This is a genomic window from Salinispora sp. CH2A1_6 (assembly GCF_056820975.1).
Genome location: NZ_JBXEDG010000003.1, coordinates 671,571 through 693,020, shown reverse-complemented (window position 1 = coordinate 693,020; position 21,450 = coordinate 671,571). Strand labels below are relative to the sequence as shown.

Annotated in this window: 19 protein-coding genes; 6 read left to right on the top strand and 13 right to left on the bottom strand. The window is 70.7% G+C overall.

All coding sequences use genetic code 11. The annotated features are described in order from the left end of the window. Positions 1–4 precede the first annotated feature (4 nt). From AC1UKG_RS08025 to AC1UKG_RS08000, 6 genes are all read right to left on the bottom strand, one after another. The gene (locus tag AC1UKG_RS08025; protein ID WP_482642605.1) at positions 5–685 is read right to left on the bottom strand and encodes a YdcF family protein; all 681 of its coding nucleotides are present in this window, start codon (positions 683–685) and stop codon (positions 5–7) included. A gap of 316 nt (positions 686–1,001) precedes the next feature. Beyond that, a complete protein-coding gene (locus tag AC1UKG_RS08020) occupies positions 1,002–1,871 on the bottom strand; it encodes a carbohydrate ABC transporter permease (protein WP_033662556.1) in 870 nt (289 codons plus the stop codon). 68 nt (positions 1,872–1,939) lie between these two features. Further along, a complete protein-coding gene (locus AC1UKG_RS08015; protein WP_482642606.1) occupies positions 1,940–2,995 on the bottom strand; it encodes an ABC transporter ATP-binding protein in 1,056 nt (351 codons plus the stop codon). After that, positions 2,992–4,317 carry an ABC transporter substrate-binding protein gene (locus tag AC1UKG_RS08010; RefSeq protein ID WP_482642607.1) on the bottom strand — a complete coding sequence of 442 codons (1,326 nt, stop codon included), beginning with the start codon at positions 4,315–4,317 and terminating at the stop codon, positions 2,992–2,994. The genes AC1UKG_RS08015 and AC1UKG_RS08010 overlap by 4 nt, the downstream gene beginning before the upstream one ends. Beyond that, positions 4,314–5,177 carry a carbohydrate ABC transporter permease gene (locus AC1UKG_RS08005; RefSeq protein WP_018813293.1) on the bottom strand — a complete coding sequence of 288 codons (864 nt, stop codon included), beginning with the start codon at positions 5,175–5,177 and terminating at the stop codon, positions 4,314–4,316. Before AC1UKG_RS08005 ends, AC1UKG_RS08010 begins: the two co-directional genes overlap by 4 nt. A 25-nt stretch (positions 5,178–5,202) precedes the next feature. Beyond that, positions 5,203–7,998, bottom strand: coding sequence for a WD40/YVTN/BNR-like repeat-containing protein (locus tag AC1UKG_RS08000; RefSeq protein ID WP_475889136.1), 2,796 nt, complete (start codon positions 7,996–7,998; stop codon positions 5,203–5,205). 232 nt (positions 7,999–8,230) lie between these two features. Here AC1UKG_RS08000 and AC1UKG_RS07995 point away from each other — a divergent pair, with 232 nt between their 5' ends. Then, entirely contained in the window at positions 8,231–9,100 is an 870-nt protein-coding gene (locus AC1UKG_RS07995) for a pentapeptide repeat-containing protein (protein WP_482642608.1), read from the top strand. Positions 9,101–9,176: 76 nt separating this feature from the next. Next, positions 9,177–9,404, top strand: coding sequence for a hypothetical protein (locus AC1UKG_RS07990; RefSeq protein ID WP_018742429.1), 228 nt, complete (start codon positions 9,177–9,179; stop codon positions 9,402–9,404). A 29-nt stretch (positions 9,405–9,433) separates the two neighbouring features. Here the strand turns inward: AC1UKG_RS07990 and AC1UKG_RS07985 are convergent, their stop codons facing one another. Continuing rightward, on the bottom strand, positions 9,434–10,765 hold the full coding sequence (locus tag AC1UKG_RS07985) for a lycopene cyclase family protein (protein ID WP_475889134.1): 1,332 nt from the start codon (positions 10,763–10,765) through the stop codon (positions 9,434–9,436). A gap of 203 nt (positions 10,766–10,968) precedes the next feature. Here AC1UKG_RS07985 and AC1UKG_RS07980 point away from each other — a divergent pair, with 203 nt between their 5' ends. Then, a complete protein-coding gene (locus AC1UKG_RS07980) occupies positions 10,969–12,177 on the top strand; it encodes an MFS transporter (RefSeq protein WP_018742427.1) in 1,209 nt (402 codons plus the stop codon). A gap of 88 nt (positions 12,178–12,265) precedes the next feature. Here AC1UKG_RS07980 and AC1UKG_RS07975 read toward each other — a convergent pair whose 3' ends face one another. The 3 genes from AC1UKG_RS07975 to AC1UKG_RS07965 all read right to left on the bottom strand — a co-directional run bounded on the left by AC1UKG_RS07975 (position 12,266) and on the right by AC1UKG_RS07965 (position 16,411). Beyond that, on the bottom strand, positions 12,266–13,510 hold the full coding sequence (locus AC1UKG_RS07975; protein ID WP_482642663.1) for an MFS transporter: 1,245 nt from the start codon (positions 13,508–13,510) through the stop codon (positions 12,266–12,268). A 116-nt stretch (positions 13,511–13,626) separates the two neighbouring features. After that, entirely contained in the window at positions 13,627–14,484 is an 858-nt protein-coding gene (locus AC1UKG_RS07970; protein ID WP_018742425.1) for a slipin family protein, read from the bottom strand. Positions 14,485–14,512: 28 nt separating this feature from the next. Further along, entirely contained in the window at positions 14,513–16,411 is a 1,899-nt protein-coding gene (locus tag AC1UKG_RS07965) for an AMP-dependent synthetase/ligase (protein WP_482642609.1), read from the bottom strand. Positions 16,412–16,542: 131 nt separating this feature from the next. Here AC1UKG_RS07965 and AC1UKG_RS07960 point away from each other — a divergent pair, with 131 nt between their 5' ends. Beyond that, the gene (locus tag AC1UKG_RS07960) at positions 16,543–17,415 is read left to right on the top strand and encodes a hypothetical protein (protein ID WP_026271106.1); all 873 of its coding nucleotides are present in this window, start codon (positions 16,543–16,545) and stop codon (positions 17,413–17,415) included. 11 nt (positions 17,416–17,426) lie between these two features. On the opposite strand, the gene AC1UKG_RS07955 is transcribed toward AC1UKG_RS07960, so the two are convergent. The 3 genes from AC1UKG_RS07955 to AC1UKG_RS07945 form a co-directional block, all read right to left on the bottom strand. Then, positions 17,427–17,717, bottom strand: coding sequence for a hypothetical protein (locus AC1UKG_RS07955; RefSeq protein ID WP_018742422.1), 291 nt, complete (start codon positions 17,715–17,717; stop codon positions 17,427–17,429). Further along, the gene (locus AC1UKG_RS07950) at positions 17,714–18,124 is read right to left on the bottom strand and encodes a DUF1622 domain-containing protein (protein WP_018742421.1); all 411 of its coding nucleotides are present in this window, start codon (positions 18,122–18,124) and stop codon (positions 17,714–17,716) included. Before AC1UKG_RS07950 ends, AC1UKG_RS07955 begins: the two co-directional genes overlap by 4 nt. Before the next feature lie 109 nt (positions 18,125–18,233). Continuing rightward, entirely contained in the window at positions 18,234–19,040 is an 807-nt protein-coding gene (locus tag AC1UKG_RS07945) for a potassium channel family protein (RefSeq protein WP_018732284.1), read from the bottom strand. Positions 19,041–19,080: 40 nt separating this feature from the next. Between AC1UKG_RS07945 and AC1UKG_RS07940 the strand changes: the two genes are divergently transcribed. After that, the gene (locus tag AC1UKG_RS07940) at positions 19,081–19,611 is read left to right on the top strand and encodes a MarR family transcriptional regulator (protein ID WP_018742419.1); all 531 of its coding nucleotides are present in this window, start codon (positions 19,081–19,083) and stop codon (positions 19,609–19,611) included. 169 nt (positions 19,612–19,780) lie between these two features. Continuing rightward, a complete protein-coding gene (locus AC1UKG_RS07935; RefSeq protein WP_018742418.1) occupies positions 19,781–21,448 on the top strand; it encodes an RCC1 domain-containing protein in 1,668 nt (555 codons plus the stop codon). The last annotated feature ends 2 nt before the right edge of the window (positions 21,449–21,450 follow it).

Sequence of the window (21,450 nt, the reverse complement as noted above, 5' to 3'; positions counted from 1 at the left end):
CGGCTCAGACCAGCCGGCTCGTGTAACCGGCCGCCACCAGACGCTCGAACGCCGCCCGCACCGCATCCGGCACCTCCTGCCGGATCGCGAACCCACGCTGCGCGTACACCTCGATCCGCTGCGTGTCGCCGACCAGCATGTCCACCACCCGCCGCGCATCGCCGATACTGCGCACGTAGTCATCCAGGTCGAGTGGATTCGACGCGCACACCACCTCGACCTCCGGCCACACCAGCCGGCACGTCGCATAAGCCCGACGCTGCTGGTAGGGCCGCGACATGATCAGCACCGACTCCACCGGGATCCGGCGTTCGGCCAGCAGCGCACGGGAGAACTTTAGGTTCTCGGCGGTGTTCGTGGCACGCGGCTCCACCAGAATCGCTCCCGCCGGTACGCCCTGCTCGACGGCGTACTCGCGGTAGTGCACCGCCTCTCCGCGCGGGAACCGCCCAACCGTCGTCGGAGCATTCGCGCCGGTAAACAGGATCCTTGGGAACAGGCCCTCGTGGAACAGACGGGTCGCGACGACCGCCACCCCAAGGTCATGACTGCCCAGCCCGATCCCCACATCACACGAACGCAACTCGTGACGCAGGTCGTGGTAGCGCCACAGCGCCACCACGTCCGCCCGAACAGCGTCGGGAATCACCTCGGCAGCAGCTGCCGCCCGCCGGTCCATCAGCACCTACCAGTCCGGTCCGCTGGATCCCCTCATACCGCCAGCGTAGGGGGAGCAGCGCAACACGACACCGCCGACTCCAGCACCACGCCACCGGCCACCACAAGACCAGGAGGTTGGCGACGGCCAGGACGATCGCGAAGTCCAACGGCTGCCGAGCACCCACTGAGCGACCAGCACCACCGCCGTACGCGAAAAGGCCCCGACCGGCACATAAGTACCAGGTCAGGGCCTTGCTCGTTGGTGCGCCGCCAGGGACTCGAACCCGAACCCGCGGATGAAGAGTCCCACGGAAGCCACGGAACCGACAGGCCCTGAGTGATCACAGCCGATAAAAGGCTCGGTAGCGGCGGAACAGCCGCCACTGCAGCACCACCGCCGCCACCGTCAGCAGCATCATCACCAACGTCGCGGCGGCGGCATAGCCGTAGCGCAGGTACTCGAACCCGGTGCGGTAGATGAACAACGACAGGTAGGTGGTGGCATACGGCGGTGGGCCACCGTCGGTCACCACGAACGCCGGCACAAAGGAGAAGTGCAGGCTGGCGATCAGATCCCGCACCACCAGCAGCGCCAACACCGGCGCCATCAGCGGCAGGGTGACCCGCCGGAAGACGTCCCAACCGGTCGCGTCCTCCAGGGCCGCCACCTCATAGACATCCGCTGGCAGGGCCCGCCGGGCGGCGAGCAACACCACGAAGGTCTCCCCCATGGTGAAGACGCTCATCAGGATGATCGCGGCGCGGGCGTCAGTGGGGTCGGTGAGCCACTGCGGCGGGGTACGACCGAGCACGGTCAACCCGTTCTCGCCACCGACCCGCAACAGCTGGTTGATCGGGCCATACAAGGGGTTGAACAGCCAGAGCCAGAGCAGGCCATAGGCGATCTCGGGTACCGCGGTCGGCAGCAGCGCCGCGACCCGTGCGGGACGGCTCCCGAACGACCGGCGATGCAGCAGCAGCGCCAGGCCCAGTGCGAGCAGCACCCGAAGCGGCACGGCCACCAACGCGAACACCAGCGAGTTGGTCAGCGCGACCCGGAACACCGGGTCCGTCACCAACTCGGAGACGTTCGCCAACCCGGCCCAGCTCGGCGGATTGACCAGGTCGTACTCGGTGAAGGCCAGGGCGAGCGTGACCGCGGCGGGGAACAACACCAGACCGACCAGGCCGACCAGATACGGCGCGAGCATCACCGCCACCTGCCGGTGCCCGCGCGCCGCCGGCCCCACCCCGGCGCGCGACCGCTCCCTGCTCGCCCTCAAGCGGCACACCGGAGCCCGGTGGTGGCGTCAAAGACGTGCGTATCGGCCCAGTGGACCCCGACTCGAACCGCGTCGCCGCGTGCCGGCCGGTGGGCGGCGGGCACCCGGGCCACCACCGGGTTGCCGGCGCGGAGGGTGAGGTAGGCGTAGGCGTCCGTGCCGACCACCTCCACCCGGTCAACGGTCGCCGCCGCGCCGTCGGGCTCCCCCAACACCACCGCCTCCGGGCGGAACCCGATCTCGCGGTCGCCGGCCACCTCCGCCGGCGGAGCACCGGACGGGTGGATCGGGCCGGAGCCGGGAAGCACATTCATCGCCGGGGAGCCGACAAAGCCAGCGACGAACCGGCTCGCCGGGGTGTGCCAGATCTCGTCCGGCGTACCGACCTGCTCCACCCGGCCGTCGCGCAGCACCGCGATCCGGTCGGCCAGCACCAGCGCCTCGGTTTGATCGTGGGTGACGTGCACCATCGTGGCGCCGAGCCGGTCGTGCAGGGCCCGCAACTCGGCCCGCATCTGCACCCGCAGCGCAAGGTCGAGGTTGGACAGCGGCTCGTCGAGGAGGAAGACGTCCGGCTCCCGCACCAACGCCCGGGCCAACGCGACCCGCTGTCGCTCACCACCGGAGAGCTGCCCGGGGCGCCGGCCGAGCAGGTGCGCCGCGCCGACCTGCTCGGCGGCGGTCCGGGCCCGCTCCCGGGCCGCCGCCTTCGGGACGTCCCGCACCACCAGGCCGAACGCGATGTTCTCGGCGACGGTCAGGTGGGGGAAGAGCGCGTACGACTGGAAGACCATCGACACGTTGCGCCGGCCCGGACGGTCGGCGGTGACATCCCGGCCGGCGATCCGGACCCGCCCGGTGGTGACCGGCTCCAGGCCGGCCACCACCCGCAACAGCGTCGACTTGCCGGCACCGGAGGGGCCGAGTACCACCAGGAGTTCTCCCCGCGCCACGGTCAGCCGCAGCTGCTGCAGCACGGTGACGCCCCGGTAGGCGGCACTCACTGCGTCCAGAGTCAGTCCGGCGTCGTGGGTCAGACCGACCTCGCTCACCCGTGCTCACCACGGGCGAACAGCGGGCGGGTCTGCTCATCGAGGGCGCGGATGACCTCGTCCAACCGGTCGCCCCGGTACAGCGCGTTCTCCAGGATCCCGGCGGTCACGTCCTCCACCTCCGGCCAGGTGGAGATGGTCGGCAACGTCCGGAGAGTGGGAATCGTGTCGAGGAAGACCGTCGCGTTGCGGGGCGGCTGGGCGGAGTCGAGGAATACCGGGGACTGCGAGACACCGACATGCGACGGCACCGTCCGCCCGGTGGCGGCGATGATCTGCTGTCCCTCGGCGGAGATGGCGAACTCCAGGAACCGCCACGCCGCGTCCTTACGCTTGGCGCCCCGGGTCATGCAGTACGCGTCCGAGTGCAGCACCCCGACCTGGTCCTGGTAGACGGGCAGTGGAGCGACGTCCCACTCGAAGTCGGTGATCGAGCGAAAGGTGGTGGTGGAGCGCCGCGAGGACATCAGCATGGCGAGTCGGCCGTTGGCGAAGCGGGACTCGTCATCCTCCGCCTCGACCTCCTCGTCGGTGGGCACCACCCCGTACGCCTGGCGGAGGTCAACCAGGTTCTTCAGCGCCTCCCGGCCGATCGGGGTGTCCAGGGTGAGCCGCGTCGGTCGGTCCGGGTCATCGACGATCTCACCGCCGGCGGACCAGGTGAACGGGGCTACCCGGATGATCGACGGCTCGATGCCGAGCCCGTGCACGGCCGGGCGGGCGACGGCCCCCTCGCTCTCGGTGCCCTTGACCACCACCCCACGGTCGTCCCGGGTCATCGCGATGGCGGTCCCGACCATGTCGTTCCAGGTCCAGCCCGCCTTCGGCTCGGGGACCTGGTATTGGGCGAAGAGGCTGCGGTTGTAGTAGACGGCGAGACTGGAGACGTTCTGCGGCAGGCAGAGCTGTTTGCCGCCCCAGCTGAAGGCCTCCATCGCCACCGGATAGTAGTCAGCGGGATCCACCTTCTCGGAGGCGGCGATCCGCTCGTCCAAGGGCTCCACCACGTTTTTCGCGGCGAACTGGCCATAGAAGCGGTAGTTCATCAGGAACAGGTCCGGTGGGGCGCCCCCGGCGACCGAGGTGGCGAGCCGGGCCAGTAGGTCCTTGCGGTCGCTGGCCTCGATCAGCTGCACCTCGTTCCCGGGCCTCGCCTGACCGTACGCCTCGATCAGCGTGCGATACGCGGCCAGTTCCTCCGGCGCGCCGAAAACCAACAGCCGCACCGGCCCGTCGGCGGCGGCCCCGGATCCGGCCCCGCAGCCGGACCCGAGGAGCACAGTCGCGAGCAGCGCCGCCAGCAGCGCCTTGGGTCTTCTCATGGCCGGTTCCGTCCTGTCGTCTGGTCGTCGTGGTGGAAAAATCGGCGCTGGGCTAACCCGAAGACCAGCACGGCGGGGCCGGTTGCCAGGACCGCCCCGGCCAGGAACACCGGGAAGTTCGTCGGATCCAGCACCGACAGCGAACGCAGCGCCAAGGGCAGGGTGAACAGGTCACGGTCGTACACATAGATCAGTGGATCGAGGAAGTTCGACCAGGTGAACACGAAGGTTAGGGCGGTGATCGCGGCGGTGACCGGACGCACCATCGGGAGCGCGACCCGCCACCAGATGCCCATCGGCGTCATGTCCTCCACCAGGCAGGCGTCGTAGAGGTCCCGCGGCAACGCCCGGAAGGCCAGGTAGTAGACCAGGACGTAGAGCGGGGAGGTACCCAACAGCGCCGGAGCGATCAAGGGCACCAGCGTATCGGTCAGCCCGAGCACGCGGAAGATCGCGAACCGGGGTACCAGCAGTGCGGTGGCCGGCACCATCAGGGCTACCAGGGAGGCCACCACGATGAGCGCGGCCCGCCGGGGTGCGAGCCGGGCCAACGCGAAGCCGGCCAGCGCGGCGACCACCACACTCAGCGGCACGGCGACGACCGCGACCAGCAGCGAGTTCAGCGCGGCCCGCAGCACCCCGCCGACCGCCAGGGCCTGTCGGTAGCCGGCGGTGGAGACGGGATCGGGGATCACCTGCGGGGTGGGCGACGGTGGCAGGCCGGGCTCGGTGAGCGAGCCCGAGACCAGTAGCAGGAGCGGCGGGACGAAGACGAGCAGGACGAAGAGCGAGCCCAGGGCGCGCCAGATCCGACCGATCCTCCCGGACAGCGGTGGGGGGCCGCTGGCGCGGCCCCCCACCCGGTTGGTGGTGTGAATGATCGACCTACTTCAGGTTGAGCCGCCAGGCGCCGAGGCCGTGTGAGGCCGCGTAGAGGACCCGCTCGCCCGGCACGATGGTCAGCCCGGCGACCTCCACATTCGGCATGCCACCACCAGCCTTGGTCCAGCTGGTCCGCCCCTCGACCAGCCGCAACACACCGAAGTCGGTCGAGGCGTACAGGTCACCGGTGACATCGTCTCGGACCAGGTCGGTGATCGGCTGGTCACCGAAGTCGTACGAACGGTCGGTCCAGGTCGCCGTCGTGCCGGCGGTCGTCACCTCGAAGGCGTGCCCGAGCGTCTCCGGCGTGTTCGAGTTGAAGCCGCTGTAGGAGACCCACGCGCGGTTCGGGTCAGCCGGGTCGATGTGGACACTGGTGACGAAGCGGTTCGGAGTCTCCGCGTTGTCGATCCGGGTCCAGGTCACCTCGGCGGCCGACTCGGCGTCAACGTTGTGGCTGACAAAGACCCGACCCGTGCTGGTGGCCGCGTAGGCGGTGGCGGAGTCGGTGTCGACCCGCTGCACCACCGAGACCGCGCCGCCGGCCCGGTCCCCCCACGCCCCGTCGGTGAGCGGCGTGGAGCCCAACTCCTCCCAGTCCCCGCACTGCTCCTCGAAGGTGCCGGTCCAGGTGTTGCAGATCCGGTTGGCCTCCTCGATGCTGCGGTCGCCCAGACCGAAGGTCTTCGTCCGGTACACCGAGCGACCGGTGCCGGCGAACATCGTGCCGCTGACCACCGGGTCGCTGATCACCGGCGCGTAGAAGAGGGTGCCCGGCTGGCCGTAGATCGGATCCGCGGTCCAGATCCACTCGGCGATGTCACCACCGGCGAAGTTCACCTCCGGTGACGCGTCGAAGAAGGTGTGGAAGCGGAAATCGGGCTTGCCGACGTCGAAGCCGGAGGCGCCGCCGTCACCGATCATCGTGTTCGACCAGCGCCGCCGCTCGCCGTTGTTCTCCCAGGTCCCGTTGTCCTGGGTGCCGCCCTGCAGCAGGTTCACGTCGTGCGGGCTGACCGACAGGCTGATGAACTGCAGCGTGTTCATGCCCTTGTTGACGCTCTCCAGCTTGCTCGGAATCCGGGAGAGCATCTGCTTGCAGCGATCCTGCTGGGCCGCCGTGGTCAGGTTGCGGTCCGGGTTGTCACACCAGGCGGACCGATCGACGAAGTCACCGCTGGAGCGCATGATCCCGCCGTCGTTGGCCTCGAAGAACTGGTACGGGTCCCGCGGGTTGGTCACGATCGCGTGCTGGTCCGGGTGCAGACCGTTCGGGTGCAGCTCGTCGGTGCCGTCGAAGGTCATGTCGGTGCCGCTGACCCCGGCGTCGGTGGAGAGGACGACCGCCCGCTTGTGCGCGACCGTCTCACCGTAGACGTAGGAGCCACCGGTGTAGACGATGTCCGGATGCCCCGCCGGGGTGTGCACGAACATGTCGTACCAGCACTGGCCGGTGCACTGGTTGTAGGTGGCGTACCCGGGGTCTGCCGGGTTCGAGCTGCTCAGGTCGGTGAACGTGGGGGTTCCGCCGGCCACGTCGTCGCTGCGCAGCAACCGCGAGTACGGGTTGCCGAAGTTACCCTCGTAGACGTACATCCGGGTCTTGCCGTCGGGCAGGGCGGTGACGTCGATGGCGGCCCGGGTCTGGAACAGGTCCGGGTTGAGCGACGGCTTGATCTGCGTCCAGCTGGCTCCGGCGTCCGGGGAGCGCCAGACACCACGGGCGTACGACGAGGCGTACACGATGTCGGAGTTCTTGGGGTCGAGCTTGACGTAGCGGACGCCGCGCGGCGAGCAGACCGCATTGTTGCCGAACTCCTCGGCGTCGCCGGTGCAGTCGGTGGCGGCGGCCGAACCGTTGTGGATGAAGTTCCAGTTCTCGCCACCGTCGGTGGTCTTGTAGAGACCCCACTTCTCGGCGTCGGGCACCGGCCGGGTCACGCCCGTGCAGCAGGCGCTGGACATACCGCGCAGCGCGGTGGTGGTGGCGACGTAGATGGTCTTGGGGTCGTCCGGCTCGATGGTGATCTCGGCGATGCCCTTGCCGGCGAGCACCTCCTTGCCGAGCGGGCCCTGCCAGGTCAGACCGCCGTTGGTGGACCGGTAGAGACCGACACCGGCGACACATCCGGAGCCGCAGATGTTGGCCTCACCGGTACCGACGTAGATGGTGAGCCCGGTCCGGTCATTGCGGTCGATCTTGACCGATCCGGCCGCGTTGATGCCGAGCGGCCCGCCCAGGTAGAACCACTTCGGCTCGGCGGCGAGGATGTTGAGCGTGCCCCAGACGCCACCACCGGAGGGCGTGGCGTACGCCCGGCAGAGCCACCGGTTGCAGTCGGGGCTGATGTCGAGGGAGGTCACCCGGCCACCGGCGACGTACTCGTTGGGCACGTAGCTGAAGGCGTTGCGGTACTCGGTGAACGGGTACACCGCCTCACTCGGCCCGACAGTGGTCCACCACTGGCCGCCCCGGAAGCGACGCTCCGCCGCCGAGAACGCCGCCTTCGAGCGGTCGACCTCGGCGAGGCTCACCTCGTTGGCCGGGTAGGCCCGCTTGAGGAACTCCTGCTGCGCGGCACCGCCCGGACCGTCCAGCGACATGCCGTCGTTGCCCGGTATCGACCGACGCATCTGCTCCAGGTGGGCCCCGAGGGCGTTCGGTAGCTCGCCGTCCCCGGTCGCCGCCGTGGCGGCCGGGACTTCCGTGCCGGCGAGGTGGATTCCGGCAACACCCGTCGTCGCGGCGAGGGCGACGATCGCTAGTCCTGCGAGTAGCTGGCGACGTCTGCGCTTCAAAGGTTCCTCCCGAAGAAGGCGTCGCCGCAGCGCGGCCTCCGGGATTGGCAACCGTCACTGGCAGCGGTCCATCCAGGAGGATGTCAGAGGAGACGCGGCAGGCACAATCCCCTGCCGCAACCCGGTCGATGATTGATGGTGGAGTCAGCGACCGCCCCATAGCGGCACACCTCCGACGCCGTGACAACATTGGAGGTTCGCATCGCGCGCCACGGCAGGAGGATCGGTCAGCATGACAGCGGTCGGTCCGGAGGAGCTGCGCGCCGACTGCTCCCGCTGCGCAGGGATCTGCTGCGTGGCGCCCGCCTTCGCCGCCTCGGCCGACTTCGCGATCGACAAACCGGCCGGGCGTCCCTGCCCGAACCTGCGCCCGGACCTGCGCTGCGGAATCCACACCGACCTGCGCAGCCGTGGCTTCCCCGGCTGTACCGTCTTCGACTGCTTCGGCGCCGGTCAGCGGGTGACCCAGGTGACCTTCGGGGGGCGGGACTGGCGGAACGACCAGCCCACCGCCCAGGCGATGTTCGACACCTTCACCGTGGTGAAGGCGCTCCACGAACTGCTCTGGCATCTGACCGAGGCGCTGACGTTGGAGCTGCCCGCACCACTGCGGGCCGCGCTGGCCGAGGCGCTCGCCGACACCGACCGGCTGGCCGGCGGTGACCCGGAGTCGTTGCGGTCGCTGACCGTTGACACCCACCGGAGCAGAGTCGTTCCGCTGCTGGCCCAGGCCAGTGACCATGCCCGGGCCCGGGGCGGCCGACCCGGCGTCGACCGACGCGGTGCCGCCCTACTCGGCGCCGACCTGCGCGGAGTCGACCTGCGCCGAGCGAGTCTGCGCGGCGCCCAGCTGGTCGGTGCCGACCTGCGCGGAGCCGACCTGACCGGCGCGGACGTCACCGGCGCGGACCTACGGGGGGCCGACGTGCGTGGTGCGGACCTGTCGGGCGCTCTCTTCCTGCACCAGTCACAGCTGGAGGCGGCCCGAGGCGACCGGGCCACCCGTCTTTCACCGCGGCGCGCCCGACCCGCGCACTGGGCCGCCCCGCCGCGCGCCCGGGGCAGCTCCCCGCGTTTCTCCGGGCGGCGTCCGGGTAGGTGAGCCCGGGTAAGCCGACTACGGTCGCCGCGGCAGGTACGCCGGGCGGTCACCGCGAGCCGACGGGCGGGAGTGCGCCATGACCGAGCAACACCGCTTCGACCTGGCCGACACGGACGAACCGGACGGCGCCACGGCGATGGAGGCGTCGCTTCGGCCGCCGGGCGAGTCGCTGCCGCAGACCGACGACGTCGGTGACGACTTCGCGGACCTGCCCGCCGAAGACCGGCGATCGGCGCGGGAGATCAGTCGGGCCGGTTACGACGTTGCTGACGTGTCCGGGGCCGTCGACCCGAACCAGGAGTGAACCCCGGCACGTGAGTCCGGCGGCGGCGGTCACCCGCCCGGCTGGGAGCGCCGCGTCGCGCCGGTGACCGGCGGCGGGATCTGCCCGGCGGCGGGACGCCGCCACGGCAGGAGCCGGTCCCGCAGCCGGGCGGCGGCGTCACCGGCGGTGGCGGTGAGCATCGGTGCCAGCGGGGTGGTGCCCATCAGCGCGACCTCCTCGGCCGGGCTGGTGGTCCCATCCAGGAAGCGCAGCACCCGCTCGGCCGGGTTGCGGTCGAAGAGCCGGTCGAAGAAGTCGGGGCCCGCCAGCGGGCCACGGTCCAACGCGCGCAGCGCGACCGCGTCCAGCCACCGGTGCCGGCGGGGGTAGGCGGGTGCCGGCACCGGCGACCGCCCATCGGCGAGGGCATCGGCGATCTGCCCCGCCTGCCGGTGCATGGCGGCGAACGTGAAGCCGGTGGAGGGTCGGGTGGCGCCACCGCCGGTGCCGAGGCGGACCACCCGGGGCGAGGGCCGCGGGTCGAACGGACCGTCGGTCATCGGGATCACCCCGTTCTCCACCTCCCGCACTCGCAGCCGGGCCGGGTCCAGCCCGAGCCGGTCCCGGTACCTGGCCAACGCCGCGTCGTAGCCGGCGTCGGTGAGCAGGCCGGGGGTGAACTCGGTGTACTCGACCAACGCGTACCGGTCGTTGACCGGCAGCACGTACCCGAACGAGACTCCCCGGATCGGCTGCGGGGTGCGGAAGTCCATCAGCACCGCCCGACCCGGGTCGAAGAGCGGCCGGTCGGCCTCGAGCCACCAGCCACGGAAGTGCTGCAACCAGTTGGTACGCCCGGCCCGCCCGGGTGGGCGCGGCCGGGAGTCGAGGACCCAGGATGCCCGTAGCGTCGATCCGCCGGCGTGGACGGCGACCCGGTCGCCGTCGTCCTCGACCGCCTCGGCCGGGGCACCGACGCGGACCGCGCCGAGCCGCCGCTCGGCGCGGGCGGCCCGCTCGTAGACGGGGGCCGAGCGAAGCATCGCGTACCGCAGTGGGGCGAGGTCGAGCACGCGGTGCCGCTCGGGGGTCGTCACCTCCACCCGGGACCAGCTCGCCGTCAGCAGCGGGTCGAGCCCGTCGTCGGGTCGGCCCCAGAAGGCCCAGGTCCGGTCCGCCCCGCGACGGTGCACCGGATCGATCACCGCCACCCGTAGGCCACGCACACCCCGTTGGTCCAGGGCGGCGAGCACGAGGGAGCCCGCGCCGCCACCTCCGACCAGGGCGAGGTCAACGTCGACGGTGGGCACCCGTACACGCTGCCACACCCACGGTCGGGTTCGCCGGCCGGACCGGCGGCAGCCACCGGCGTCGCCGGGCCAGTCGAGCGATGCTCGCATCCCCGCCGATCACTGCTATCCTGCCCGCAATCCACAGTTAGGAGTTGGCATGCGCCAGGGCAAGGTCACGGTCACCGCTTCGCCGCGAGAGCACACCGCGCGCTAGCCGGTCCCACCGACGGGCTCGCACCCCACGGTGTAGCACTCCTCGCCGCGAAGCGGTCGCTCCCACGACGACCGTTTCCCTTGCTCGAGGAGCTATTTTGCGTGCCCTTGTATCCGCGCGTCTCGGCGCGGACTTCACCAAACTGTGGACCGCCTCGGCCGTGTCCAACATCGGTGACGGAGTCACCATGGCGGCCGGTCCACTGCTGGTCGCCTCCATCACCACCAATCCGGCGCTCATCGGTGGCGCAGTCTTCGTCCAACAACTGCCCTGGCTGCTGTTCGCCCTGATCAGCGGCGCCTACGTCGACCGGCTGGACCGCCGCAAGCTGGTGGTGGCCGTCAACGCGCTGCGCGCCGCGGCACTCACCGCGCTGACCCTCGCCGTCGCCACCGACACCGCCACGGTCGCTCTGGTCTACGCGGTGTTCTTCCTCCTCGGCACCGGGGAGACCCTGGCCGACACCGCCGCCGGCGCGTTCCTGCCCGCCATCGTGGCACCGGACCAGCTGGCCAGCGCCAACGCCCGGCTGATGGCGACCTTCACCATCGCCAACCAGTTCGTCGCCAAGCCGCTGGGGGCGTGGCTTTTCGTCATCGCCGCCGCCGCGCCGTTCGGCGTCAACGCCCTGACCTTCGCCGTGGCCGCGGCGTTGGTGGCGACGATCCGGCCGATCCCCGCGCTCCCGCCGGTGGCACCGCGCCGGAGCCTGCGGGTGGAGATCACCGACGGGGTCCGCTGGCTGTTCGGACATCGACTGCTGCGTACGCTCGCGGTGAGTATGGGGCTGGCGAACCTCGCGTTCTGCGCCGCCTTCGCCACCCTGGTCCTCTATGCCCGGCAGCGACTGGGCCTGTCTGACCTCGGCTTCGGCTTCCTTTTGACCACCTTCGCCGTCGGCGGGTTGGTCGGTACCGTCCTCGCGCCACGGCTACACCGAATCGTCGGGGCCGGCACCCTGCTCCGCGCGGGCCTCGTCGTCGAGTTCGTCACCCACGTCACCCTGGCGATCACCACAACCCCACTCGTCGCCGCCGCCATTCTGGTCGTCTTCGGGATCCACACCATGGTGTGGGGTGTCATCGTGGTAACCCTGCGCCAACGCGTCGTGCCCGCCCACCTACTCGGCCGGGTGGGCAGCGTCTACTCGCTACTCGATCTCGGCGGAGCGGCTCTCGGTTCACTCCTCGGCGGCCTGCTCGCCGGGGCGTGGGGACTCACGACACCGTTCTGGGCCGCCGCCGTCGTGCTGGCGCTCATCGCCGTCATCGCCTGGCGACCGCTGCGTACGGCATCGGCCGTCTGACGCGTACGGGGCGCCCCGCTCCGCCCGGGCCTCGTCCTGGTCGGAGCGGGGCGCCCGCGCGCGTACGCTGTCACCTCCACGGCCTGGATCATCGGCGGGCCGGTCGTACGACGGCCACCAGCAGCGCCACGACAAGGTAGGGCGCCACCGTCACCGCGAACGCAACCCGGTTGCCGACGACGGTGGCGAGCAGGCCGTACCCGACGTAGCACGCGATGATCGTCGTTTCGGTCGCCATCCCGGCGAGCGAGGTGACGGTGGCGCGGGCCGGGCCGACGATCCGCGCCTGGAGCCGGACGTCGGCGAGCACAGTGGCCAGTTGGAAACCGCAGAAGGCAACGCCCACCAGCAGGAACCCGACCGGGTGACCGGTCAGCGCGCCGGCGGCGAGCGCCCCGGCGGACCCACCGAGCAGGCCGGCGTACCCGCGACGGCCCAGCCGCTCCCCCGCCGGGGTGAGCAGGCCGCCGACGGCGACACCGACCCAGGTGAGTACGAGCAGCAACGGCACGGCCGGCCCGCTCGCCCCGACGTCTCGGGCCAACAGCGGAAGGTACTCGTCGAGCGCCCCCCATCCGGCGGCGACGGCGGCGACCAGCAGCACCGCCGCGCGCACCGTCCGGTCGGTGTGCGCCTCGGCCAGCCCGCCCCGCAGGGAGACCCACCAGCCGGGTTCACCGTCGTCGGGGTCGGCGCCCGGCCCGGCGGCCGGCTCGCAGTGCTCTGGTAGGCAGGTGGCGACGGCGGCGGCCCCCAGGCAGGCCAGGACGCTCGCCACGCCGAGGGCGGGGTAGCCGCCGAGGGCGAGTACCGGTGCCGCCAACACGAGGGAGGCCAACACGCCGAGGGTTTCGGCGGTGCGGGCCCGGCCGATGACACGGGCGTAGCGGCTGGCCGCGCCGAGCCGGTCCAGGCCGGTGTAGACCAGGGCCTCCAACGCACCGGAGGCGAGCGCGCCGCCGACTCCCCAGAGCAGGAAACCCACCGCGAAGGCCGGGTACGAGGGCACGAGTGTCCAGAGCGCGAAGCCGGCGGCGGTGACCAGCGGCGCGAGGCAGAGCAGCAGTCGCCGGGAGACGGCGTCGGCCAACGCCCCGGAGGGGACCTCCAGCACGATCGAACTGGCCGACCAGATGACGAACAGGGTCGAGATCTGCCACACCGTCAGACCGGTGTCGGTGAACAGCAGCGGGTAGACGGGGTAGAGCAGGACGAGGTCGCGCAGGAACGCATACCCGTAAAGGGTTGCCGCGAGGGATCGGACCTGCCGGTCGGGCAAGGCGATCGGGCCCGGGTGCGGGCCACCTCGCGGTGGGGTCGGGTCGGAGATCATCGCTTCTTCCCGTGGGGTGAGTGCGGACGCCGGAGGTAGGGCGACCGCGGTGGCCCACGGGAAGGGCACTCAGCGGTGGATCAATGTCGCCAGGTCATGCGGCCGATGGTAGCCGTTCACCGGGCCGGACGCGGCCCGTCGTCGCGGCGGTGCCCGTCACCGGCCACCGCGGCTGCCTGCTCCGCCACCGTCTCGTCCTGGTCGGTCGGGGCGCCGCGCGCGTACTTGTCGAAGAAGCGCAGCAGCTCCACCGGGAACGGCATCACCAGGGTGCTGTTCTTCTCCGCCGCCACATCCGACACGGTCTGGAGCAGCCGCAGTTGGTAGGCCCCCGGGGTGTTGGCCATGGTCTGGGAGGCGTCGGCGAGCCGCCGGGACGCCTGGTACTCACCGTCGGCGGCGATGACCCGGGCCCGCCGGTCCCGCTCGGCCTCGGCCTGCCGGGACATCGACCGCTTCATCCCCTCCGGCAGCGAGACATCCTTGACCTCGACCCGCTCAATGTTGAGCCCCCACGGCCCCTCGGTCGGGTCGTCGATCACCGACTTGAGGTCGGCGTTGACCTTGTCCCGGTCGGCGAGGAGGGTGTCCAGGTCCACCTTGCCGATCACCGAGCGCAGCGCGGTCTGCGAGATCTGGAGCACCGCCGCCGGATACTTCTCCACGTTCACCAGGGCCTTCACCGGGTCCACGACCCGGAAGTAGACCACCGCGTCGACCTTGAGGGTCACGTTGTCCCGCGTGATCGCCCCCTGCGCCGGGACGTCGATCACCGTGGTCTGCATGCTCACCCGGACCATCCGGTCCACGATGGGAATGATCAGCCGCAGGCCGGGTTCCCGGACGGGCAGCACCACCCGTCCGAAGCGGAAGACCACCCCGCGTTCGTACTGCTGCACGATTCGCAGGCTCAGGGCGCCGAGCAGCGCCAGAACGACCAGCACGATCACCGCGCCGATGAAGCCGGCTGCCATGGCACCCCTTCCGGTACGCCCACCCAGCTCAGTGGCCCTGGTACAGGGCGTTGACGTCCTCGCTGAAGTGTTCCTCGACCACACTTTTCTTGATCTTGAGAATGGGGGTGAGTTCGCCATCGGCCTCGGTGAGGTCCCGGGGCAGGATACGGAAGGTCTTGACCTGCTCGGCCCGGGAAACGGCCGCGTTCGCGCGGTCAACGGCCGCCTGGATCTCGCCACACAGCTCCGGGTCGTCTCGCAGCTCGGCCACGGTCTCGTCGTCCGAGCGGCCGTGCTCGGAACGCCAGCGATCCCAGGCGGACGGATCAATGGTGATCAGCGCGACGACGTAGGGGCGACCGTCGCCGATCAACATGCACTGGCTGACCAACGGGTGCGCGCGGATCGCCTCCTCGATCGGGGCGGGCGCGAGATTCTGCCCCGAGGCGGTAACTATGATCTCCTTCTGCCGCCCGGTGATCCGCAGAAATCCGTCCGAGTCGAGCTCTCCCAGGTCACCGGTCCGCATCCACCCGTCCTGGGTGAACACCGCCCGGGTTGCGTCCGCGTTGTTCCAGTACCCGGGGAAGACCGGGTCGCCCCGGGCGAGGATCTCCCCATCGTCGGCGATCTGGATCCGCACCCCCGGCAGGGGACGTCCGACCGTGCCGATCCGCTGTGTCGTCGGCGTGTTCGCCGTCAACGCCGGGGAGGCCTCGGTGAGTCCGTACCCCTCCAGCACCAGCAGGCCGGCGCCCCGAAAGAAATGTCCCAGCCATTCGCCGAGCGGCGCGCCGCCCACGATCGTCGCGGAACACCGACCACCCAGGGCGGCCCGCAGCTTCCGGTACACCAGCAGGTCGAACCCGCCTCGGGCGAGCCGGAGCAGGGGGTTCGGTCCCCAGGAACGATCGAGGCCGTGGCTGTACCGCACCGCCACCCGCTCGGCGAGCCGGAACAACCAGCCCCGGTGGCTCTCCTCGGCCTTCTGCCGGGCCCGACTGTGCAGCTTCTCGAAGACTCGGGGCACCGCCAGGACGAATGTCGGCCGGTGCCGGCGCAGTTGCTCCAGCACACCCGCGATGTCGGCGCTGTGCACCATGGTGCTCCGGGTCTGCACCACCCCGACCTGGATCATCCGGGCGAACGCGTGGGCCAGGGGCAGGAACAACACCGTGGTCGCCCCGGCGTGGAGCAGCTGCGGCAACACCGAGACCGCGGCGCTCACATCGCAGTGGATGGAACGATGGGTCAGCACACAGCCCTTTGGCCGACCGGTCGTGCCGCTGGTGTAGACGATCGTGGCCATGTCACCGCCGGTCACCCGACGGCGCCGGCCGTCCACCACCGCGGCGTCAACCGCACGGCCCTGGCCAGCCAGATTGATCAGATCACCGGCGTCGATCTGCCACACGTCGCGCAGCGCCGGCAGGTCCGAACGTTGGCTGGCGACCAACTCGGCCTGACCGGCGGTCTCCACCACGCAGCCCACCACGCCCGCGTCCGACAGGACCCACCCGAGCTGGTCCGCGCTGGCCGTCTCGAAGACCGGCACCGACACCGCCCCGATCGCCCAGAGGGCGTAGTCAACCAGGGTCCACTCGTACCGGGTGCGGCTGACCAGCCCGACCCGGTCACCGTGCCCCACCCCGGCCGCGAGGAAGCCACGGGCGAGGCTGAGCACGTCGTCCCGGAACTGGGCGCACGTCACCGGCACATCCCCACCGCGCACCGAGCGCCGCGCGGGCCAGGCGCGGGACACCGGTGCGGGCCGGACGAACTGCACCGCCTCCGGTTCCTCCCGGGCGTTGGTCCACACCTGCTCGGCCAGCCCCGGCAACACCCCGCCGATCTCCTCCACCGGCGAGGCCACGACCTCCTGCACCTTGCGACCCCCGGTAGCTTCACCACCGGCACCTGGCGTGCCGGCGCTCCTACCGCCCATCGTGCGACCGGCAGCGGCACCGGCGGCGGAACTACCGGCAAACCGACCCGGGTGCCGCGCCGACGTGGTATGACGCGGTCAGCGCTGGAAAAGCGCTCGGCACCGCCATCGGAGCGGGCTATCTTTCGCGGATGCCCTTCCCCTCTCGCCCACCACTGCCGCCGGACGTGGACCCCGAGCTGTGGTTCGACACCGAGCAGTGCGGCCGGCACTATCTCCTCGACGGCAACCCCCACACGTTCCCCGGACGGATGGACGCCTATTGCGCCGAGCGAGGTATCCGTACCCGGGTGTCGAAGGGTGAGATCAGCGACTGCTCCACGCAGACCCGGTACTTCGTCCGTGGGTTCCTGTCCGGCAATGAGCCGGCACCGCCAGAATCCGACAGCCCCACCGCACCGGCCCCGCTCGCCTGGAGCGACGCGGTCGCTCGCTTCCGGGACACCGGGTACTGGGACGTCGAGGCGAATGCCGACGCGGCGGGTGACGTCGATACCGACGGGTCGGAGGAGACCGATACGGATCCCGACGGTGGCACCGACGCCGAGGCGGAAGAGGTCCCGCAGTGGATCCAGAGCTGGCTGCGAGAGCAGGCGACCGCACGGGTGGCGCTGGTCGTTGACGTGCCGAACAGTAACGCGGACCACGCCATCGAGGTCGCCACGACACTCGCCAACCGGGTCGGTAGGCGGACCTGTGATCGCAGCGGTCCTGCCGAGATCAGCCGACCCGTGTCATTCACCCGGGTGTACGCCTTGGTCGGTGTCACCGGGCACCGCCCGTGGGTGGCGGTGCACACGGCCATGACCGCGCTTGGTCGTAGCGGCTGGGCTCCCGCGACCGCGGTCGAAGGGGAGCAGTACGTGACTGCCGAGTTCCGGGCGGAGCGTGAGCTCAACCGAGGTCTCAACGCGCTCGGGGTGAGCGCGGTCGAGATCCACGCCGCCTACGGGCTGGGGCAGGACCCGTCGCGTACGCCGGGCAGTTGGCGGCAGGATGACTGACGACGGTGCGCCTAGCGGACCGAAGGGCGCTGCGACAACCCACGCTCCGCTGGCCCTGGTTGGCCCCCGCCGGCGGTCAAGCCCACTCGGACCACCTGGCGGATCACCATGATCGCCACCACGTAGAGCAGGTTCTCCCCCACCGGCGCCGGGGCGAGCCGCAGCAGGCTGGCGGCCAACCACAGGTCGAGGCCGACGTGCAGGGCCAGGCGCCCATCCCGGGACACCAGCAGGACCACCGCGGCCGAGCCGATGCCCGCGGCGATACAGGCCAGGGTGGCGTACTCGACCAGGGCGTTCACGTGGTGGGCTTCTTACCCGCCCGGTTCGGGTCGGCGGACCGGGGCGAGCCGAACTCGGCGATCTCGTGGCGCTCCTGCTTGAGCTCACGGGCGAGGAAGAAGTTCAGAGCGGTTCGGATCGCCGCCACCGCGGCCAACTCGGAGATGTCCACCAGGGTGGGGGCGACCGAGGTCCGCATGATGTCCGAGGCGAGTTGAAACTCCAGCCCGAGGGTCAGGAACCGGCCGAGAGTCAGCCGGATCGGCACGAACGCCCGGCTCCGCCGGTGCCACAACCCCGCGAGCAGGAACCGGACGAACGCCAGCATCGCCCCGACGAAGATGATGACGATGCCGGCGGCCTCCACCACTCGCACCAGGAGGTCCACCGCTTCCAAGAACCAATGCTGGTCGGCCATGCCATCCATACCAGCGGCTCCCTGGCGGCGCGAGCGCCGGACGCCGGGACAACACCCGATCGCGTCGCCGTCGGCCGGTCCGCCCCGCCGGGCGGTGTCATCCGCCGCTGGTCCCCCGTCAGGTGTGGGTCGTGCGGGCCGGCTGCACCGGCGGGGCCACCACGTCGGCAGATCCGGCGCCCGCCGACGGGTCGAGCTGCTGGCGCAGCGCCGCGATCTCCTGGCGCAGCGCCGCGACGTCCTCGGCGGTCGCTGCCGGGTGCCGGTCCCGACCGGTCACCCGGTCAACAATCCAGGTGGCGAGCGAGCCGGTCACGAAACCGATCAGCCCGATGCCGCCGATCATCAGGCCGACCGCCACCAGCCGCCCCTCCGGGGTGACCGGATAGAAGTCGCCGTAGCCGACGGTCGTGATGGTCACGGCCGCCCACCAGAGGGCATCGCCGTAGTTGGTGATGGACGGGTCGGGCGCCGCCCGCTCGGCGTCCAGGACCGCCAGGGAGGCCACCCCCACCAACAGCACGGTGGTCGCGGCCACGTAGATGCCGAGCCGGCCGCGAACCCAGGCCTCGGTGCGCCGGCTGAGCGAGAGCACCACCGTCACCAACCGCAGCGCCCGCAGCGGACGGAGCATCGGCAGGAGCAGGACGGCGAGGTCGAACAGGTGCTCCCGGAGGAAGCGTCGCCGCTGCGTGTGCAGGATGAATCGGACAGCCATGTCGAGCCAGAACACCAGCCACGTGGTGAACGTGGTCACCTGACAGACCGTGATCCACGCCGAGCTGAGCTGCGGATCCAGGATCGGCGCCGCGTATGCGGCCAGGAACACCAGGGAGAAAACGGTCAGCGGTAGCGCAGTCAGGCGCTCCCAGCTCGCGGCCCGCTGCTCCCGCCGGCTGATGGAGCCGGTGTCTTCCATGATCACTCCCCGACCGTGGTGCGAGTGTCCGTGTAACTATGGGCCGATGCGACTCTACGTGGAGCCAACGGGGTCGTCGACGGCGGTGGACGAGCCTCAGGTAGACGAACCCCTGGTAGACGCGCTGGCAGCGCTGTGCCGCTCACTGGTCGGCGTCACCGTCCGCACACTCGACGCTCTCGATGTCGACCTCACGATGTCGCAGTACCGAATCCTGGTCCTCCTCGTCTCCCCGGGGCCGGTCCGGGTCGTTGACCTCGCGACCAGCCTGCACGTCCATCCCTCCACCGTCACCCGCGCCTGTGATCGTCTGGTCCGACGGGGGCTGGTGGCCCGACGGACCGGCGAGAGCGATCGCCGGGTGTCCTGGCTCAGCCTGACCGTCGCCGGTCGAGACCTGGTCGGCGAGGTCGTTCGACGCCGTAGCGCCGAGATCCGGCGGCTGGTCGCGGTGACCGGCACCGCGCCCGACGTCGGGCTGATCGGCACACTGGAGGCGCTGGTGTCCGCCGCCGGCGAACCGGATGAACGGCAGTGGTGGCAGGACTGGGAGAGGCGCGGCGGCGCAACGCGCTGAGGCGGCGAACAGCACGGCGTTGGCCGCGCTCACCGCTATGACGCAGCCGTCGTCGGGTAGCCGCCAACGTGGTCGACTGCTGCGGCATTTCTCCACGAACAGAATGGATAGCTGGCTGACAATAGCGCCTGTCCTGTTAGCGGCTCTTGTCCACTTGAAGGTGGGAGCGATGCGGAAACTCGGCCAGCGGTCAGTCCATGGCGCCGGCGCGCGCTGGACGCGATGGGCCATCGCCGGATGGTGTCTGCTCACGACGGCGGTAGCAGGCACGCAGGCGATCGCCGTGTCGCCCACGGCCGCCCAGCACACGCTGTCACCGTCCACCGCCGCGTCGGACACCATCCTCGCCTGGGGCGACAATCTGTACGGTCAGCTGGGGGACGGGACTGGCGCCGACCGTGGCACACCCATTCCCGTGAGTCTTCCCCCCGGCACCACCGTCACCGCCATCGCCACTGGCGACAATCACAGCCTGGCGTTGACGTCCACCGGAACCGTCCTCGGCTGGGGCAGAAACCGCTTCGGCCAGTTGGGCGACGAGACCAAAACCAGCCGCACCGCCCCCGTATCGGTGAGCCTCCCCCCGAGCAGCACGGTTACCGCCATCGCCGCCGGCCGCTCCCACAGCCTGGCGATCACCTCCGCCGGCACCCTCCTCGCCTGGGGCGACAACTTCCACGGTCAGCTCGGCGACGGCACCACCGACGACAGGACCAAGCCGGTGGCGGTGAAGCTGCCCCCGGGGACCACCGTCACCGCCATCGCCGCCGGCGAGGACCACAGCCTGGCGATCACCTCCGCCGGCACCGCCCTCGCCTGGGGCAGCAACAGCGTCGGCCAGTTGGGCGACGGCACCAACACCAGCAGCACCACACCCGTGACCGTAAGCCTGTCCCCGGGCACGACAGTTACCGACCTCGCCGCCGGCCGCTTTCACAGCCTGGCGGTCACCTCCGCCGGCACCGCCCTCGGCTGGGGCAACAACGTCCACGGTCAGTTCGGCGACGGCACCAACACCAGCAGCACCACACCCGTGACCGTAAGTCCGCCCACGGGCACAACGTTCACCACCGTCGCCGCCGGCGAGGACCACAGCCTGGCAGTCACCTCCGCCGGCACCGCCCTCGCCGCCGGCGACAACCTCTACGGTCAGCTCGGCGACGGCACCAACACCGGCAGCAACACATTCGTGGCCATCAACCTTCCCCCCGATACCACGATCACCGCCATCGCCGTTGGCCGCTTCCACAGTCTGGGGGTCACCGCCACCGGCGCCGCCCTTGCCTGGGGCATCAACATCGACGGCCAGCTGGGCGACGGGACCACCACCAACCGCACCACTCCCCAGGCGGTTGACCTGCCGGTGAGCACCACCGTCGCCGGCGGTTTCGGCCACAGCCTGGCCCTGGCCGCGCCACCGACGTCCACCATCGCGCTGCAGGTAGCGCCACCGAGCCCGACGGCGGATCAGGAGGTCACCCTCACCGCCGCCGTCACCTGCACCAGCGAGACCCCCACCGGCACCGTCACCTTCCGCACCAACACCACCGCCCTCGCCACCAACCCCCTGACCACCGGTACGACCGCCACCCACACCACCACTCTGCCCGCCGGCACCCACACCCTCACCGCCAGCTACACCAGCATCAACACCTGCCCCGACAGCGAGTCCATCCCCACCAGCATCACCGTCCAGCCACCACCCGACGATCCTGACCTCCCCATCACCGGACCCAAGCTGATCACCACCATCGGCACCGCCAGCCTGCTCATCGGCACCGGCGCTGTCCTCATCCAGCTAACCCACCGACGCCGATCCACACCCCGCCCACGCTGACG